General features: G+C 67.2%; 19 protein-coding genes. 12 read left to right on the forward strand and 7 right to left on the reverse strand.

What is annotated here, in order from left to right; translation table 11 throughout:
- Positions 1-6: 6 nt before the first annotated feature.
- The 6 genes from flgG to flgB are packed head-to-tail and all read right to left on the reverse strand — an operon-like array spanning position 7 to position 4,312.
- Positions 7-795, reverse strand: a complete 789-nt coding sequence (gene flgG, locus EAH76_RS20830; protein WP_140852192.1) for a flagellar basal-body rod protein FlgG — start codon at positions 793-795, stop codon at positions 7-9.
- Between the two features lie 14 nt (positions 796-809).
- A complete protein-coding gene (locus tag EAH76_RS20835) occupies positions 810-1,553 on the reverse strand; it encodes a flagellar basal body rod protein FlgF (RefSeq protein ID WP_140852193.1) in 744 nt (247 codons plus the stop codon).
- Between the two features lie 23 nt (positions 1,554-1,576).
- Positions 1,577-2,824, reverse strand: coding sequence for a flagellar hook protein FlgE (locus EAH76_RS20840; RefSeq protein ID WP_140852194.1), 1,248 nt, complete (start codon positions 2,822-2,824; stop codon positions 1,577-1,579).
- 38 nt (positions 2,825-2,862) lie between these two features.
- Entirely contained in the window at positions 2,863-3,549 is a 687-nt protein-coding gene (locus tag EAH76_RS20845; RefSeq protein ID WP_140852195.1) for a flagellar hook assembly protein FlgD, read from the reverse strand.
- A gap of 3 nt (positions 3,550-3,552) precedes the next feature.
- Positions 3,553-3,960 (reverse strand): flagellar basal body rod protein FlgC, encoded by a 408-nt coding sequence (flgC, locus tag EAH76_RS20850; protein ID WP_140852196.1) that lies wholly within the window; start codon positions 3,958-3,960, stop codon positions 3,553-3,555.
- A gap of 1 nt (position 3,961) precedes the next feature.
- The gene (flgB, locus tag EAH76_RS20855; protein ID WP_140852197.1) at positions 3,962-4,312 is read right to left on the reverse strand and encodes a flagellar basal body rod protein FlgB; all 351 of its coding nucleotides are present in this window, start codon (positions 4,310-4,312) and stop codon (positions 3,962-3,964) included.
- A gap of 284 nt (positions 4,313-4,596) precedes the next feature.
- On the opposite strand from flgB, the gene EAH76_RS20860 reads away from it, so the two are divergent.
- The 8 genes from EAH76_RS20860 (at position 4,597) to EAH76_RS20895 (ending at position 10,931) form a co-directional block, all read left to right on the forward strand.
- Positions 4,597-5,253, forward strand: a complete 657-nt coding sequence (locus EAH76_RS20860) for a motility protein A (RefSeq protein ID WP_140852198.1) — start codon at positions 4,597-4,599, stop codon at positions 5,251-5,253.
- Positions 5,250-5,840 carry a flagellar motor protein MotB gene (locus EAH76_RS20865; protein WP_140852199.1) on the forward strand — a complete coding sequence of 197 codons (591 nt, stop codon included), beginning with the start codon at positions 5,250-5,252 and terminating at the stop codon, positions 5,838-5,840. Before EAH76_RS20860 ends, EAH76_RS20865 begins: the two co-directional genes overlap by 4 nt.
- A complete protein-coding gene (locus EAH76_RS20870) occupies positions 5,837-6,382 on the forward strand; it encodes a flagella basal body P-ring formation protein FlgA (protein ID WP_194151056.1) in 546 nt (181 codons plus the stop codon). The genes EAH76_RS20865 and EAH76_RS20870 overlap by 4 nt, the downstream gene beginning before the upstream one ends.
- Positions 6,383-6,477: 95 nt before the next feature.
- Positions 6,478-6,765: a flagellar biosynthesis anti-sigma factor FlgM gene (locus EAH76_RS20875; protein WP_140852200.1), complete on the forward strand. Its 288-nt coding sequence runs from the start codon at positions 6,478-6,480 to the stop codon at positions 6,763-6,765.
- The gene (locus tag EAH76_RS20880; RefSeq protein WP_140852201.1) at positions 6,762-7,112 is read left to right on the forward strand and encodes a flagellar protein FlgN; all 351 of its coding nucleotides are present in this window, start codon (positions 6,762-6,764) and stop codon (positions 7,110-7,112) included. The genes EAH76_RS20875 and EAH76_RS20880 overlap by 4 nt, the downstream gene beginning before the upstream one ends.
- Positions 7,113-7,172: 60 nt before the next feature.
- Positions 7,173-8,075 (forward strand): lytic transglycosylase domain-containing protein, encoded by a 903-nt coding sequence (locus tag EAH76_RS20885; protein ID WP_140852202.1) that lies wholly within the window; start codon positions 7,173-7,175, stop codon positions 8,073-8,075.
- Between the two features lie 49 nt (positions 8,076-8,124).
- Complete coding sequence (gene flhA / locus EAH76_RS20890; RefSeq protein ID WP_140852301.1) at positions 8,125-10,176, forward strand: flagellar biosynthesis protein FlhA; 2,052 nt, start codon at positions 8,125-8,127, stop codon at positions 10,174-10,176.
- Entirely contained in the window at positions 10,173-10,931 is a 759-nt protein-coding gene (locus EAH76_RS20895; protein ID WP_140852203.1) for a sigma-70 family RNA polymerase sigma factor, read from the forward strand. The genes flhA and EAH76_RS20895 overlap by 4 nt, the downstream gene beginning before the upstream one ends.
- Here the strand turns inward: EAH76_RS20895 and EAH76_RS20900 are convergent.
- On the reverse strand, positions 10,906-12,162 hold the full coding sequence (locus EAH76_RS20900) for a dicarboxylate/amino acid:cation symporter (RefSeq protein WP_140852204.1): 1,257 nt from the start codon (positions 12,160-12,162) through the stop codon (positions 10,906-10,908). The two genes, EAH76_RS20895 and EAH76_RS20900, sit on opposite strands and share 26 nt — an antisense overlap.
- A 77-nt stretch (positions 12,163-12,239) precedes the next feature.
- Here EAH76_RS20900 and glmM point away from each other — a divergent pair, with 77 nt between their 5' ends.
- From glmM to EAH76_RS20920, 4 genes are all read left to right on the forward strand, one after another.
- Positions 12,240-13,580 carry a phosphoglucosamine mutase gene (gene glmM / locus EAH76_RS20905; protein WP_140852205.1) on the forward strand — a complete coding sequence of 447 codons (1,341 nt, stop codon included), beginning with the start codon at positions 12,240-12,242 and terminating at the stop codon, positions 13,578-13,580.
- A gap of 157 nt (positions 13,581-13,737) precedes the next feature.
- On the forward strand, positions 13,738-13,968 hold the full coding sequence (locus EAH76_RS20910; RefSeq protein WP_140852206.1) for a DUF1272 domain-containing protein: 231 nt from the start codon (positions 13,738-13,740) through the stop codon (positions 13,966-13,968).
- Positions 13,965-14,825, forward strand: coding sequence for a bifunctional hydroxymethylpyrimidine kinase/phosphomethylpyrimidine kinase (thiD, locus tag EAH76_RS20915; protein WP_140852207.1), 861 nt, complete (start codon positions 13,965-13,967; stop codon positions 14,823-14,825). The genes EAH76_RS20910 and thiD overlap by 4 nt, the downstream gene beginning before the upstream one ends.
- Before the next feature lie 343 nt (positions 14,826-15,168).
- A complete protein-coding gene (locus tag EAH76_RS20920; protein WP_140852208.1) occupies positions 15,169-15,792 on the forward strand; it encodes a ribonuclease HII in 624 nt (207 codons plus the stop codon).
- Positions 15,793-15,859: the final 67 nt, after the last annotated feature.

Raw genomic sequence — 15,859 nt, forward strand, 5'->3', positions numbered from 1 at the left:
TAACCATCACAGATTTTGGTTAACATATTTCAGCATCTCGTCGGTCGCGGTGATCATTTTCGAATTCACCTCGTACGCACGCTGCGTCTCGATCATGTCGACCAGCTCCTCGACGACGTTGACGTTCGACCCTTCGAGCTGGCCCTGGCGGATGTTGCCGCGCCCATCCTGCCCGGCGATGCCGAGATTGGCCGCGCCCGAGGCCGATGTCTCGGCGAGGTAATTGTCGCCCTTCGACAGCAGGCCCGCGGCATTGGGGAAGCTCGCGACCTGGATCTGGCCGAGCTGGGTCGAGGCCGACTGGCCGGGGACGGTCGCCGAGACGGTGCCGTCGGTGCCGACGGTGATCGCGGTCGCGCCCTCGGGGACCGTGATGCCGGGCTGGACCTGATAGCCCTCGCTCGTCACCAGCAGCCCTTCGGGGCTGCGCGAGAAATTGCCGGCGCGGGTGTAGCCGAGCGTGCCGCCGGGCAGCTGCACCTGGAAATAGCCGTCGCCATCGAGCGCCATGTCGAGGCTGTTGTTGGTCTGCTGGAAGGACCCTTGCGTGTCGATCCGCGCGGTGCCCTGGATCTTGACGCCGGTGCCGAGGTTGAGCCCGGTCGCGTATTTCGATTCGGAAGAGCTCGCCGCGCCCGGCGCGGTCACCGTCTGGTAGGCGAGCGTCTCGAACGCCGCGCGGTCCTTCTTGTATGCCGTGGTGTTCACGTTGGCGAGGTTGTTCGAGATGACGCGCATCCGCATGTCCTGGGCATCGATCCCAGTCCGCGCGATCTGCATGGCTGCACTACCCATGGTCTTGTCCTTCTTTAGCTTGGCAGCCGCATCACGGATGCGCTGGATTCATCCATGTCCTTGGCCGACTTCATCAGATTGGCCTGGACCTCGTAGCTGCGCTGGTTCTCGATCATGTCGACCAGGGCTTGAGTCATGTTGACGTTCGAGCCTTCGAGCGCGCCGCTCTCGATCTTCGCATCGACATCGGCGGGGAGCACGCCGCCGCCGCGCACGTAGAGCAAATTGTCGGTGCCCTTGACGGTGTCCGACCCCTTGGCGCTGGCGATCTTGAGCGTGTCGATCACCTGCGGGTTCTTGGCGTCGCCGCCGATCGGGACGATCGAGATCTCGCCGGTCTGCGAGATGCTGACGCTTTGCGCAGGCGGGATGGTGATCGGGCCCCCCGACCCGATCACCGGGAAGCCGTCACCGGTCTGGAGCACGCCCGACGGCGCGACCTCCAGATCCCCGCGGCGCGTATAGGCTTCGGTCCCGTCGGGCGCCTGCACCGTCAGCCAGCTGTCGCTTGCCACCGCGACGTCGAGCGGGCGGCCGGTCTGCTGGATCGTGCCGGCCTTGCGATCGGCATCGACCACTTCGGCCGAGGCCGGCGTGCGCGTATCGAAATCGGAGCCTTTGAGGGACAGCCGGTCGAATACCACGCGATCGGCGCGAAAGCCGATCGTCGAGGCGTTCGCCATATTGTTGGCGATCGCGGCCTGCGACGCGAGATGCGCCTTGAGCCCCGAGGCCGCGGTGTAGACCAATTTGTCCATGTGCTGCTCCGATTACCTCCGCGTCAGCCCTGGATCTGGATGATCGTCTGCGAGATCTGGCTGGCGGTATCGAGCGCCTTCGCATTCGCCTGGAAGTTGCGTTGCGCCGCGATCAGATTGACCAGTTCCTCGGTGATATCGACGTTGGAGCCCTCGAGCGTGCCCGACAGCATCGAGCCGAAGCCATTTTCGTTGGCGGCGCCGAGCGTCGCCTGGCCCGACACGCCGGTCGACGACCAATAGCTGTCGCCGATCTGACGCAAGCCTGTCGGGTCGGTGAAATTGGCGAGGGCGACCTTCCCGAGCGAGACGGTGTCTCCGTTCGAATAGCTGGCCGCGACGATCCCCTGCGCATCGACCGAGACGCCCGAAAGCTCGCCGACGGTGGCACCATCGGCACTGCGCGTGTTGACCGCGAAGGCGGATGACGCCTGGGTCGAACCGCTCAGATCGACGGTCAGCGTCTGCGGCAGCCCGCCGGTCGCGGGGGTGAAGGCATCATAGGCGATCGGCGTGGTTGGCGACGAAATCTTGCCATCGGTCCCGAAGGTCACCGGCGTGCCCGTCTTCGAGCCGCCGACGCTCAGTTCGGTGTCGCCGGCGAAGCTGTGGACGGTCCAGGCATTGTCGGCGGTCTTGACGTAATAGTTGGTCAGCGTGCTCGCCTTGCCCGTCGAATCGTAGATCGTCGAGGTCGTCGAGCTGTTGTAGCTTGCGGCATTGGTCGCGCTGAACGCCGCCGTCGGGACGGTGGCGGGGGCGTAGAGATTGACCCCGAGCGCGACCTTGCCGGTCGCCGCTGGCGTGCCGCTGGTCTGCGCGAGGTTGAGCGTGGTCAGCCCTGCCGCGCCGGTCGCGGTGGCGTTGCCCTTGGCATCGACCGGATAGCCGAGCAGCGCGGACCCCTGCGCATCGACGATGTTGTGCGTCGTCGGATCGACCTTGAAGCTGCCGTTGCGGGTATAGGCGGTGGAGGAATTGAGCCCCGCGGTCTTGACCGTGAAGAAACCGTCGCCGCTGACGGTCAGATCGAGCGCCGAACCGGTGGTCTTGAGGTTGCCCTCGCTGAACTGCTGCTGGTTCGCCTTGACGACGACGCCCGAGCCCACGCTCTTGGTCGGGTCGCTCGAAAAGCTCGAGGCGATCACGTCGGCGAAATCGGTCCGGCTCTTCTTGAAGCCGTTGGTCGAGACGTTGGCGACGTTGTGGCTGACGGTCGAGAGTTCGGTCTGTGCCGCCTGGAGGCCGCTGAGCGAGGTGTAGAAGGACATCGGTTTTGCTCCTGAATCTCAAAAAAAGCGAAAGGCGGTCAGCTGACCTGACGGACGTCGGAAATGGCGACCTGGCCGACGCCATAGACGCTGAGCGAAGGGCTGCCGGTGGCGGGAACCGAGACAGCGGTCACTGCAGCCCAGGCAAGGTTCTGGCTCGAGACGCTGCCGCTCGTGCCGGTGGCTTTGACCGAGACGGTGAAGGGGCCGGTGCCGGCATCGGCACCGCTCGCGGTCTTGCCGTCCCAATCGTAGTTGATGTCGCCGGCTTTCTGCGCGCCGAGGTCGATCGTCTTGAGCAGCTGGCCGTTCGAATCCTTGATCGAGACGCTGACGTCGCTGGCATCGCCCGCGATCTCGGCCGCGCCGGCGATGCCGCCGGTGCTGCGGCCATATGCGGTGTCGCTCGCGGTCAGGATGTTCTTGCCGACATAGGAGAGCGCATCGGACGTGCTGGTGCCGTTGAGCTTGGTCTGGATCTCCTTCAGCGTCGTGCCCATGTCGGCGATGCCCGACGTGCTGGTGATCTGCGCGAGCTGCGCGACCATCTGGCTGTTGTCGGTCGGCGAGAAGGGATCCTGGTTCTGCAGCTGCGCGGTGAGCAGCTTGAGGAAATCCGACGTGCCGAGCGACGTCGACGAACTTTTGACCGCGCTGCTCGCGGCGCTCGACGCGGTTGAATTGATGCCGAGGCTGGAGAGGGTGGAATCGAAGGTGCTAGCCATTTTTTAGCGTCCCATCTTGAGGGTATCGAGGATCAGCGATTTCGCGGTCTGCATGACCTCGACATTGTTCTGGTAGGTGCGCGACGTCTCCATCATGTCGACCAGCTCGCGCGTTTCATCGACCGCCGATTCCCAGACGTTGCCGTCCTTGTCGGCGAGCGGGTGGGACGGGTCGTACCGCTTGCTCGGGCTTTCGCCCGCGGTGACGATGCTTTCGACATTGACCGTCGCGAGGCCCGAGGCCTTGTCGTACTGCGTGCGAAAGATCGGCTTGATCGTGCGATAGGCGGTGTCGGCACTGGTCGTGACCGAACCGGCATTGGCGAGGTTCGACGCGGTGGTGTTCATCCGCACGAGTTGCGCGGACATTGCGCGTCCGGCTACCTGGAAGATCGTGAGGGGATCGGCCATTCTATTCGCCTCGCAGTGCACGGGTGATCTGGCTGATCCGCCCGTTGAGGAAGGAGAGCGTCGTCTGATAGGCGACGGCGTTCTCGGCAAAGGCGGTCTGCTCGGTCGCCAGCTCGACGGTGTTGCCGTCGAGCGAGGGCTGCGAGGGCACGCGATATTGCAGCGCGCCGGTGATGCTGGCGTTGCCGCTGCTCGAACTCTCGACCGCGGCGAGCGCGTTGTGGAAATTGACGTCCTGCGCCTTGAACCCCGGGGTCGAGGCGTTGGCGATGTTCGAGGCGAGCACGCCCATGCGCTGCGAACGCACTTCGAGGGCGGCACCGTGTACTCCGAACAGACTGTCGTTGGGCATCGCCCGTCTCCAGCGCCTTATTGCGCGAAGGGGTATCAGCAAGGGGCGTGCCAAATGCGATGTGGGGGCGAGATGCGGCATTCGGCAGGGGAGTGCGGCAAACGCTTGCCGGAGGGCGGCAAAGAGATTGCCGTTCGTCGCCCCGGCGCAGGCCGGGGCCGCTGCGATGGGGGGCAAGTCAGCGCAGCGCGCGGGCGACGTCGTGCGCGGCACCTTAGCGGCCCCGGCCTTCGCCGGGGCGACGCGGGGGTGAAACTGGCCCGCGCCTTGCAGTGCATACCGCGATGACAGCCACCCTCGCCCCCTTTCTCGATCCGCTCGCCTTTGCCATCGTCGGCGGGGGGACGCTCGCGGCGATGGTGCTGCGCACGCCTGCGCGCGACCTGGCGGGCGGGTTTGCCGCGCTCGGCACGCTGGCGCGCGCGCGCTTCGCCGCCGATCCGTTGCTCGACCAGATCGCCGCGTTCGGGCGGATCGCCAAGCGCCACGGCGTGATGGCGCTCGACCGCTCGGTGATCGCCGATCCGGACATGGCCGCCGCGGTCGCCGCGATCGTCGACGGGGCAGCGGGCGAGGATGTCGCCGAACTGCTGCGCCAGCGCCGCCGCGCCCGCACCGAACGCGCCGTGGCGGCTGCCGAGCTCTGGTCCGGCGCCGCCGAGACCGCGCCGGCGATGGGGATGGTCGGCACGCTGATCGGCCTGGTCGGCATGTTCGTGAAGATGCAGGACGCATCGGCGATCGGCGCGGCGATGGCGGTAGCGTTGCTCGCGACGCTGTACGGCGCATTGCTCGCCAATCTGGTTTTCGCGCCGATCGCGGCGCGGCTGCGCCGCCACGCGCGCGACGAGGCGATCGAGCGGTTGCGGCTCGATCCGCCACTGATCGCGCTCGCCGCACGCGAGCGGCCGCGCGGTGCCGCGCTGATGGAGGTCGCATGACCGCCGCCGCGCTCGACGACGATCTGCCCGAACTCGCGTCGGGCCGCCCGGTCTGGCTGATGACGCTCGCCGATCTCGCCTTGCTGCTCGTCGGCTTCTTCGTATTCCTGCAGGCGAGCCAGACGCTCGACCGCCGCGCACTCGCCAAGGGCCTGCGCGAGGGCTTTGGCGTCACGGAAAAGGCGCACGCCGATCCGGCCGAGCCGATCGCGGTGTCGGTCGGCGCGCTGCGCGGCTTCGCGCCCGGCTCGGCCGTGCCGACGCAGTCGTCCGCCAGCCTGGTCGCGTGGGCGCGCGAGGCGACGCGCGACCGGCGCGTGACCTTGCGGATCGCAGGCGCGGTCGATGGCTCGCCGGGTGACGTCGATCCCGTCACCGGCAGCGGCGCGATGCTCGCCGCCGATCGCGCGCGCGCGGTGGCGACGGTGTTGCTCGTCGCGCACGCCGTTCCCGCCGATCGCCTGACGATCGTTTCCACCGCGCGGCCCGCTGGTCGCTCGGTGAGCGTTTCCACCGGCTTTGCCGGGCCCGGCACCCCGTTGCCGTCCGGCAACCCGATCTTGCCGCCTCAAAGGACTCCGCGATGATCCGTCGTCTTCCCTTGCTCATGCTCGTCATCGCCACACCGCTCGCCGCGACCGCGCCGCGTACCTTCCAGGACACTGCCGCGCTCGACCGCGCAGTGACCGCCTTTGCCGGGCACGGGATCGGCGACGAGGGCGGCGCGCGCACGCCGATCGACAGCCGGCTCAAGCTCGCTGCCTGTCCGATGCTGTCAATGGCGTGGCGCTCCGAGGCGCATGACGCGGTGGTGGTGACCTGCACCGGCCCCGAATGGCGGATGTACGTACCGATGAAGCTGCCCGTCGCCGCGCCGAAGGGTGCCGCACCCTTGGTGCTGACGCCGAGCGAGGTCGCGATGGCGCGGCCGGTCTATGTCATCAAACGCGGCGATCCGGTGACGATCAGCGCGGGATCGCAGGGGTTTTCGATCACGCGCGACGGCGTCGCGGTGGGCGATGCCGTCGCGGGCGGGCGCTTTCTGGTAAAGGTCGACCCCGCCAAGGCGCCGATCCAGGCGGTCGCGATCGACAGCGGCCGCGCCACGTTGCCCGGCTGGAGCGAATGATCCGCGCTGCTGCAAAAAAGCGCGAAATCCTTTCTTAAGGTCCGCGCGCACCGGTCGTTCTACTCTATGTCAGCGAGAACCGCGAAGGTGCAGACATGGTAGATGCGATCGGATCAAAGGCAGTCACGTCGCACGACCGGTTGGTCGTGCCGGTTGCCGCGGCGACGAAGCCGGCAGCGACGACGGAGCGGACGAGCGACGCGGTGGCGAAACAGCACGACCTGTCGGCGATCGCGTTCGACTTCGGCGAGCCCAGCGCCGCCGAGACCGAGCGGGTCGATGCCGTCCGGCGCGCGGTGCGCAACGGGACCTATCCGATCACCCCTGAAACGATTGCCGACCGGATGCTCGCCTTGAAGCTGTATTGGAACCCGAACAAATGAGCAGCGCCACGCGACGCGACGCGCTGATCGGCGTGATCGAAGCGCTCCATGCCGAGATCGCCGCGTTGAAGGTGAACGACGTCGCCGCGCTCGAACGCGCCACCGCCGACAAGCTCGCCATGATCGAAGCCGTCGCGGCGTTCGGCCAGGCGCCTGTCGGCGATGATCTGCGCGCGCTCGCCGAGGAGGCGCATCGCCTGAACGAGACGTGCCGGATCTACGTTAACCTGATGGCGGCAAATGTTCGCCGCCGCCTGCAAACCTTGACCGGCTCTGCCGGTGTCGCCGTCGGTTCGGCGCCGGGCTCGGTGTACCGTCCCGGCATGGGAATCGCGGCTTACGCGTAGTTAAGCATATTGGCACGACCCTTGCTGTGCTTGCCGTGAAGACGCGCAAGCAGGGGTCCGATGCCTTTCAATCCACTATCCATTCTGAACGGGGCGGTCGATGCGACCGGCGCTGGCGGTGCGATCCGCAACGCCATCGCCAATGCCAGTCAGAAGACGGGCATCGATTTCAACTATCTGCTGGGGCAGGCGAAGCTCGAAAGCGGGCTCAACGCCAATGCCAAGGCGGGCACGTCGAGCGCGAGCGGGCTGTACCAGTTCGTCGACCAGAGCTGGCTGCGCGTCGTCAAGGCGCATGGCGCGGAGAATGGCCTCGCCTGGGCGGCGAATGCCATCTCGACCGGGGCGAACGGTCGCGCGACCGTCACCGATCCGACGATGAAGCGCGCGATCCTCGCTTTGCGCAACGATCCGTCGGCGGCGTCGCTGATGGCGGCCGAACATGCCAGCGACAATAAGGACGCGCTCGAGAGCGCGACCGGGCGCACCGCCACCGGCACCGATCTCTACATGGCGCATTTCCTCGGGCTCGGCGGCGCGCGCTCGTTCCTGACCGCAATGCAGGCCAATCCCGACAAGAGCGGCGCGGCGATGTTCCCCGCCGCCGCTCGCGCCAATCGCGGTGTGTTCTTCAATAGCGACGGCAGCGCCCGCTCGCTGTCGGACATTTACAGCCGCTTCTCGGCCAAGCTCGACAAGAGCGCCGAGGGGGCGAGCGCGCCGGCGACGTCGGGCCTGGCATCGACGCGGCTTGGGTCGTGGGGCGCCGACGTCATCCCCGGGAACGGCGAAACCTCGACCTCGGATGCGACGATCTGGGCGCAATCGACGCTCGAGCAATTGGGCGGCGCGATGGGCAGCTCGACGACGCAGATGGCGTCGAACTCGGCCGCCAGCTTGCTCCGGCCGACGCCGGCGAATGCGCGGCTTGCGTATATGTTGCTTGCGCAGATGGGAGCCTGACTAAGTGGCGATTGCCCTGACATCTCCCGCCGGCAAGGCGGGCGGGATCCTGCCGCTGCTGCGCTCGGCAGCGCTTCCGGTCGCGATCCTGCTGCTCGTCGTGCTGATGGTCGTGCCGATACCGGCGGCGATGCTCGATGTGTTCTTCATCATGAACATCACGATCAGCCTTGCGGTGCTGATGGTCAGCCTCAACGCGCAGAAGCCGCTCGATTTCTCGGCCTTTCCGACGGTGCTGCTATTCGCGACGCTGTTCCGCCTGAGCCTCAACGTCGCCTCGACGCGTGTCGTGCTGGTGCACGGGCATGAGGGCGAGAGCGCCGCGGGCCATGTGATCGAGGCGTTCGGCACCTTCCTGATCGGCGGCGACTATGTCGTCGGCCTGTTCGTCTTCGCGATCCTCGTGATCATCAACATGATCGTCGTCACCAAGGGCGCCGGCCGCGTCTCCGAAGTGTCGGCACGCTTCACGCTCGATGCGTTGCCCGGCAAGCAGATGGCGATCGACGCCGATCTCAACGCCGGCCTCATCACCCCCGACGAAGCCAAGCTCCGCCGCGTCGAAGTCGCGACCGAAGCCGATTTCTACGGCTCGATGGACGGTTCGTCGAAGTTCGTGAAGGGCGACGCGGTCGCCGGCCTGCTGATCCTCGCCGCCAACATCGTCGGCGGGTTAATCCTGGGACCCGTCAGCCACGGCATGACGATCGCGGCTGCCGCGCACAATTACGTGCTGCTCGCGATCGGTGATGCGCTCGTCGCGCAGATCCCGTCGCTGATGCTGTCGATCGCCGCTGCCGCGATCGTCACGCGCGTCCAGTCGACGATGGATCTCGCGGGCCAGATCGGCAGCCAGTTCGGCTCGGCGCGGACCTGGACCCCGGTCGCGATCATCCTCGGCCTGCTCGGCGTGATGCCCGGCATGCCGCACCTCATCATCCTGCCTGCCGCTGGCCTCGCCGGCTTCGCCGCGTGGAAGATGCGCCAGGCCGCGCTCCGCCCCGCGCCGGTCGAGATCGTGCCGGCCGAGCCGATCGATTATTCGAAGATCGGCTGGGACGAAGTCGCCGACACGATGCAGGTCAATCTCGACATCGGCTATGGCCTGGTGCCGTTGGTCGACGAGCGTCGCGGTGCGCCGCTGATGGGGCGGATCACCGGGGTGCGGCGCCAGCTGTCGAAGGACATGGGCTTCGTCATCCCGCAGGTCCGCGTGCGCGACGACATCAACCTCGCGCCGTTCGCCTATCGCATCATCGTCGGCGGCGTCGTCGTCGGCGAGGACAGCGTGTCGCCCGACGAGATGCTCGCGCTCGATACCGGGCAGGCGGTCGGCGGGCTGATGGGCAAGCGCGCCAAGGACCCGACCTTCGGGCTCGACGCGGTGTGGATCGCGCCGAGCGACGCCGATGCGGCGACCGGCGCGGGCTATCTCGTGGTCGATCCGGGCACCGTGATGGCGACGCATCTCAACCACCAGCTCGGCACGCATGCCTCCGAACTGCTCGGCCCCGACGAAGTCCAGGCACTGCTCGACGGGCTCAAGGAACGGGCGTCGAACCTGGTCGCGTCGCTCTCGCCCAATCCGCTGCCGCTCACCACGCTGACCCAGGTGCTGCGCGGGCTGCTGGCGGAGAACGTGCCGCTCAAGGAATTCCGCCGGATTGCCGCCGCGATCGCGGTCGCTGCGCAGAAGACGCTCGATGCCGACGAGATCATCGAGATGATCCGCCCGGCGCTCGGTGGGCTGATCATCGGCAAGCTGTGCGGCGTCCGCGAGCCGCTGCGCGTGATGACGCTCGAGGGGCAGCTCGAGGGGCTGCTCGGCCAGGCGATGCGCAGCGATCCGTCGAAGCGCCATACGATCGAGCCCGATCTCGGCCGCCGCATCGTCGACGCGCTGCAGAACGCCGCGCAGCCGCTGATCAACGAGGCCAAGCCGTTCGCACTCGTCGTCCAGCCCGCGATCCGCGTCGCGATCCGCAAGCTCGTCAAGACCTGCCTGCCCGATATCCCGGTGATGAGCTTCTTCGAAGTGCCCGAGGACAAATCGGTCGAAGTCGTCGCCGTGATCGGCGCAGCCGGAGCGCTCCCAGCATGACCGCACAGCCCAACCCCGCGCAGTTTTCCGGCGCCGTGGTCGCCGCCGCCCAGCCGCTCGTCTATGGCCGGACCGCCGCGCCGGACCTCAACGTGCTCGCGCGCAAGCATCTCCCGCTCGTGCGGCGGATCGCGCGGCATATACATGGCAGCATGTCGTCCGCGGTCGAGGTCGAGGATCTCGTCCAGATCGGGATGGTCGCCCTGGTCGAAGCCGCGGGTGCGTTCGAGGATCGCGGGCAAGTGACCTTCGAACAGTATCTCGCCACACGCGTGCGCGGCTCGATGATCGACGCGCTCAGGCGCAGCGCGACGATCACGCGCGGCGCGATGCAAAGGAAACGTCTTTATGCCGAGACCGTCGCCATGCTGACCACCGAGCTCGGCCATGCGCCCGATGCGGCGCTCGTCGCGGCGCGGATCGGCGTGACACCCGAAAAGCTCCGGCTCGATTATGCCAACGCCCAGCCGGTGCGGATGGAGCCGATCGATGATGTCTATTCGGACGAAGGCCCGTGGTTCGCGAGCGAGGAGCCGGATGCGTTCGCGCATCTCTCCGACGAGCAGGAGCGCGACACGCTGATCGCCGCGATCGCGAGCCTGCCCGAGCGCGAGGCGCTGGTGATCCAGCTCTATTATGTCGAGGAGTTCAACCTCGAGGAGATCGGTTCGGTGATTGGCGTTGGCGCGGCGCGGGTGTGCCAGATCAAGGCGTCGGCACACGCCCGGCTCAAGAAGGCGATGCTGCGGCGCTAGGCTCCGCGTCGTCGCCGCGCCCGACCGTGATCGCCACCGCCACGTCCATCGTGACGTTTCCGACGGTGCGGAACAGATCGGGGATCGTCTCGACCGCAACGAGCAGACCGAGCGCCTCGAGCGGCACGCCCATCGCGACCGCGACCGGGGCGACCGAGGCGAAATAGGTAATCGTGCCGGGCAGGCTGACCGCCCCCATGGTGGTGATCGCGGCGGTGGCCACGCCGGCGGCGAGCTGGACCGGCCCGATCTGCACACCGAGAAAATGCGCGACGTACAGCGCGACCGCGAGGTTCATCGCCGGGCTGGTCGCGCGGAAGATCGCCACCGCGATCGGCAGCGTGATCCCGGTCGAGGTCTCGGACGCGCCGAGTTCGGCGCTCGCCTTGAGCATCTCTGGAAGCGTCGCGAGCGAGGATTGCGTGCTAATCGCCACCGCCTGCGCCGGCGCGACCGCGCGCGCGAAGCGCAGGATGCCGACGCGCCCGCCGACCACCGCGACGGGGTATGCCGCCAGCAGCACGAGAAAGCCGATCGACGACACCGTAATGATGTAATGCGCCAGCGCGCCGAACGCCGCCGCACCGGTCTGTGCGCCGACGCCGTACGCCAGGCAGAAGATGCCGATCGGCGCGAGCTTGAGCACCCAACCGATGATGATCAGCATCGTGTCGACGATCGCCTTGAAGAACGTCGTGAGCAACGCGCGCGGCTCCGTCGGCAGCCGCGTGATCGCAAAAGCGAACACCAGGGCGAAGACAGTGAGCGGCAAGAAGGCGTCGGCAGCCGCCGCGGTGACGACGTTGGTCGGCACGACGGTCTGGAAGAACGCGCTCATCGATGGCACTTGGCCGGTCGGCGGTGGCGCGCTGCGCAAGGCCGAGCGCAGCGCCTCGGCCCAGGCGGAGGGGAGCGGCCACAAATCGAGCAGCAGCGGCGTGATTAGCGCAGAGCCGATCGTCGTCGTCCACAGGATGATCGTGAACAGGATCACCGAGCGCCCCGCGATCCGCCCGGCGCGCGCGGCGTCCGCGGTCGCACCGACCCCGGTCACCAGCAAGCCGATGATCAACGGCACGATCACCATCTGCAATCCGTGGAGCCACGCCGAGCCGATCGGCAGCGTCACCTCGGTCGCGGCGATCGCCCAGGCCGGCGAGACCGACGCCGCGACGATGCCGAGGACGAGCCCCACGACGAGCGCCAGCAGGATTCGGGTGGTTTGCGACATGCGGGTCCTTCGCTATGGCGGGGCTAGGCAAGAGCGGCGCGTGGCACGCCAACACAAGCGACGAGGAAATGGGTGCGATGGCAAGGAAATATTTCGGCACCGATGGCATTCGCGGACTGACCAACAAAAACCCGATGACCGCCGCGATGGCGATGAAGGTCGGCATGGCGGCCGGCGCGCACTTCCGGCGTGGCGACCATCGCCACCGCGTCGTGATCGGCAAGGATACGCGTTTGTCGGGCTATATGCTCGAATCGGCGATGGTCGCGGGGTTCACCTCGGTCGGGATGGACGTGGTGCTGCTCGGGCCGATGCCGACGCCCGCCGTCGCGATGCTGACGCAATCGATGCGCGCCGATCTCGGCGTGATGATCTCGGCGAGCCACAATCCGTATTTCGACAATGGCATCAAGCTGTTCGGGCCCGACGGCTATAAATTGTCCGACGCCGACGAGCTCGCGATCGAGGCGTTGATCGACGGCGATATCGATCTTTCGCCTGCCCCAGAGATCGGCCGCGCGCGCCGCGTCGACGATGCGCAGGGGCGCTATATCCATTTCGCCAAATCGACCTTCCCCGAGAATATGCGGCTCGACGGGATGAAGATCGTCGTCGATTGCGCGAATGGCGCGGCGTACCGCGTCGCGCCGACCGCTCTGTGGGAATTGGGTGCCGAAGTCGTGTCGATCGGCGTCACCCCCAACGGCAAGAACATCAATGACGGGGTCGGCTCGACCGCGCCGACCTTGCTGTGCGAGACCGTCGTCGCATCCGGCGCGCAGCTCGGGATCGCGCTCGACGGGGATGCCGACCGGTTGATCGTGGTCGATGAGAAGGGCCATGTCGTCGATGGCGACCAGCTGATGGCCACGATCGCGAGCGGCTGGGCACGCAGCGGGCGGCTGAAGAATGGCGGGCTGGTCGCGACGGTGATGTCGAACCTCGGGCTCGAGCGGCATCTCGCGACGCAGGGGATCGGGCTGGTGCGCACCAGCGTCGGCGATCGCCACGTGCTCGAGGCGATGCGCGCGCAGGGGTATAATGTCGGCGGCGAGCAGTCGGGGCACATCATCCTGTCGGATTATGCGACGACCGGCGATGGGTTGGTCGCGGCGTTGCAGATCCTCGCCGAGCTCGCGCGCGCGGGCGTGCCGGCAAGCGAGTTGCTGCACCGCTTCGAGCCGCTGCCGCAATTGCTCAAGAACGTGCGCTTCGCTGGCGGCAAGCCGCTCGAGGACGAAGCGGTGAAGGCGGTGATCGCCGGAGCCGAGGCCGAGCTGAAGGGCAGGGGGCGGCTGGTGATCCGTACGTCGGGCACCGAACCGGTGATCCGCGTAATGGCCGAGGGTGATGACCCCGCGCAGGTCGAGGCGGTGGTCGATCGGATCTGCGAAGCGGTGCGCGTCGCGGCGGGGTGAAGCGTTTCCCCTCCCGCTCCCTCTTGCTCCCCTCCCGCTTGCGGGAGGGGCTGGGGGAGGGCAGTGCGGCAGGCCATGCTGCCTCTATGATAGGACAGGCCCTCCCCTAACCCCTCCCGCAAGCGGGAGGGGGATAAGGCAGAAGAAGGAAGACCCGATGCTCGAAATGCGCCCCGATTGCGAACGCTGCGGCACCGATCTCCCGGCCGACGAGGCCGGCGCCTTCATCTGTTCGTTCGAATGCACCTTCTGCGCGGAGTGCGCCGACCGGCTCGATGATCGCTGCCCCAATTGCGGCGGCGAGTTGATGGACCGCCCGGCGCGGGTCGACGATCTGCTGGCGCGGCATCCCGCCTCGACCGAGCGGCGCTTCAAGCGGCCGCAGTGAGCACCACACCGCGTATCCTGATCATCGCCGGCTCGGATTCGGGCGGCGGCGCAGGGATCCAGGCCGATATCAAGACGGTGACGATGCTCGGCGGCCATGCGATGACCGCAATCACTGCGATCACCGCGCAGAATACACTCGGCGTGCAGGCGGTGATGCCGGTGCCGGCAGAGATGGTGATGGCGCAGATCACGTCGTGCGTTTCGGATATTGGCGTGGATGCGGTGAAGATCGGGATGATCGGCTCGGCGGCGATCGCGCACATGGTGGCCGACATCCTTGAGACGCTTGCCGTGCCGATCGTGTTCGACCCGGTAATGGTCGCGACGAGCGGGGCGGTGCTGGCTGATGCTGTGACGATCTCGGCGTTCTCGCGGCTGATGCGGATCGCCACCGTGACGACGCCGAACCTGCCCGAACTCCGGGCGCTCGAAAAATCCCTCTCTCAGCGGGAGAGGGAGGGAGCCGCGCAGCGGCGGAAGGGTGAGGGTGACGCGGACGCCCGGCATGTGGACGACCCTGATCCTTTCGACACCTTCCCTCTCCCGTTGGGAGAGAGACATTTGCTGATCAAAGGCGGGCACGGCGAAGGTGATCAGATCGTCGATCGATTGATCGGACCGGCAGGCGAGATCGCGTCCTGGTCCGCCGCGCGGATCGAGACGACCAGCACGCACGGCACCGGCTGCACGCTCGCCTCGGCGATCGCGACCTTCCTCGCGCAGGGGCGCTCGCTCGAAGCTTCGGTCGCGGGGGCTCGGGAGTTCGTGCGGGCCGCGCTGCGGGCGGCGCCTGAGCTGGGCGGGGGGCATGGGCCGATGGGGCAGCAATACGTGCGGGCTGGCGACAACTCCTAAATCGCGTTCGCGCGGGGGCTTGGGGCACGGAGAAAGAAGAAGGTTTTGTTCGCGCAGAGGCGCGGAGGCGCGGAGGACGCGGAGGGGTTGCCCGCGCTTCAGCGTATCCCGACCCGCGAAGCGGGCGGAAAGAGGCGCTTGCGCGGTCCTTGTGAACTCCCTCTCTCTCTCTCTCTCTCCGCGTCCTCTGCGCCTCTGCGCGAACCAAACCTTCTTCTCCTCCGCGTCTCCGCGTCTCCGCGCGAACGAATCTTCTTGAACGACGCCGCCCCGCCCGATCGCCGCTGCAGTCCGTCGCGACCCGTCTGGCAAGTCGCCGCGCGATCCGGCATGGCTCGACCCGATGCCTAGCCTCAAACATGAAAAGCTCTGCCTCCCGCCGGTCGCGGGCGTCGACGAAGCCGGCCGTGGTCCGCTCGCCGGACCGGTCGTCGCCGCGGCCGTGATCCTACCCGCGAAAGGCGTCCCGCGCGGAATCAATGATTCGAAGAAGCTCCCGCCGCTGGAACGCCAGCGGCTGCACGACCGGTTGCGGGCCTGCGCGATCGTCGGGATCGGCATCGTCGAGGCGGAAGAGATCGACACGCTCAACATCTATTGGGCGACGATGAAGGCGATGACGCTCGCGGTCGAAGCGCTCGGCTGCGCGCCGGGGCATGTCTTGGTCGATGGCAATCGCCTCCCCAAATGGGGTTTCGCCGCGACGCCGATCATCAAAGGCGATGCGATCAGCCTGTCGATCGCCGCCGCCTCGATCATCGCCAAGCATACCCGCGACACGATCATGCTCGCGCATGCCGAGGCGCATCCGCATTACGGATGGCATGCCAACAAGGGCTATGGCGCGCCCGATCACCTCCGCGCTCTGCGCGAACATGGGCCGTGTGCGCTCCACCGGCGCAGTTTTCGTCCCGTCGCCGAAGCTTTCTTGCTTAACGAGTCTTCGGTGCCACACACCAGCGCTTGAGCCTGTGGATAAGTCTCGACTCAATATCTGGTTCGTTTCCCGAAATGTTCCGCCAAATTGACGGAAT

This window comes from Sphingomonas glacialis (genome assembly GCF_006439055.1).
Lineage (GTDB): Bacteria > Pseudomonadota > Alphaproteobacteria > Sphingomonadales > Sphingomonadaceae > Sphingomonas > Sphingomonas glacialis_A.

Bases quoted from the DNA above. Each gene is read 5' to 3' on its own strand.
- flgG (WP_140852192.1), bottom strand. From the start codon at position 795: ATGGGTAGTGCAGCCATGCAGATCGCGCGGACTGGGATCGATGCCCAG.
- EAH76_RS20835 (WP_140852193.1), bottom strand. From the start codon at position 1,553: ATGGACAAATTGGTCTACACCGCGGCCTCGGGGCTCAAGGCGCATCTC.
- EAH76_RS20840 (WP_140852194.1), bottom strand. From the start codon at position 2,824: ATGTCCTTCTACACCTCGCTCAGCGGCCTCCAGGCGGCACAGACCGAA.
- EAH76_RS20845 (WP_140852195.1), bottom strand. From the start codon at position 3,549: ATGGCTAGCACCTTCGATTCCACCCTCTCCAGCCTCGGCATCAATTCA.
- flgC (WP_140852196.1), bottom strand. From the start codon at position 3,960: ATGGCCGATCCCCTCACGATCTTCCAGGTAGCCGGACGCGCAATGTCC.
- flgB (WP_140852197.1), bottom strand. From the start codon at position 4,312: ATGCCCAACGACAGTCTGTTCGGAGTACACGGTGCCGCCCTCGAAGTG.
- EAH76_RS20860 (WP_140852198.1), top strand. From the start codon at position 4,597: ATGACAGCCACCCTCGCCCCCTTTCTCGATCCGCTCGCCTTTGCCATC.
- EAH76_RS20865 (WP_140852199.1), top strand. From the start codon at position 5,250: ATGACCGCCGCCGCGCTCGACGACGATCTGCCCGAACTCGCGTCGGGC.
- EAH76_RS20870 (WP_194151056.1), top strand. From the start codon at position 5,837: ATGATCCGTCGTCTTCCCTTGCTCATGCTCGTCATCGCCACACCGCTC.
- EAH76_RS20875 (WP_140852200.1), top strand. From the start codon at position 6,478: ATGGTAGATGCGATCGGATCAAAGGCAGTCACGTCGCACGACCGGTTG.
- EAH76_RS20880 (WP_140852201.1), top strand. From the start codon at position 6,762: ATGAGCAGCGCCACGCGACGCGACGCGCTGATCGGCGTGATCGAAGCG.
- EAH76_RS20885 (WP_140852202.1), top strand. From the start codon at position 7,173: ATGCCTTTCAATCCACTATCCATTCTGAACGGGGCGGTCGATGCGACC.
- EAH76_RS20895 (WP_140852203.1), top strand. From the start codon at position 10,173: ATGACCGCACAGCCCAACCCCGCGCAGTTTTCCGGCGCCGTGGTCGCC.
- EAH76_RS20900 (WP_140852204.1), bottom strand. From the start codon at position 12,162: ATGTCGCAAACCACCCGAATCCTGCTGGCGCTCGTCGTGGGGCTCGTC.
- glmM (WP_140852205.1), top strand. From the start codon at position 12,240: ATGGCAAGGAAATATTTCGGCACCGATGGCATTCGCGGACTGACCAAC.
- EAH76_RS20910 (WP_140852206.1), top strand. From the start codon at position 13,738: ATGCTCGAAATGCGCCCCGATTGCGAACGCTGCGGCACCGATCTCCCG.
- EAH76_RS20920 (WP_140852208.1), top strand. From the start codon at position 15,169: ATGCCTAGCCTCAAACATGAAAAGCTCTGCCTCCCGCCGGTCGCGGGC.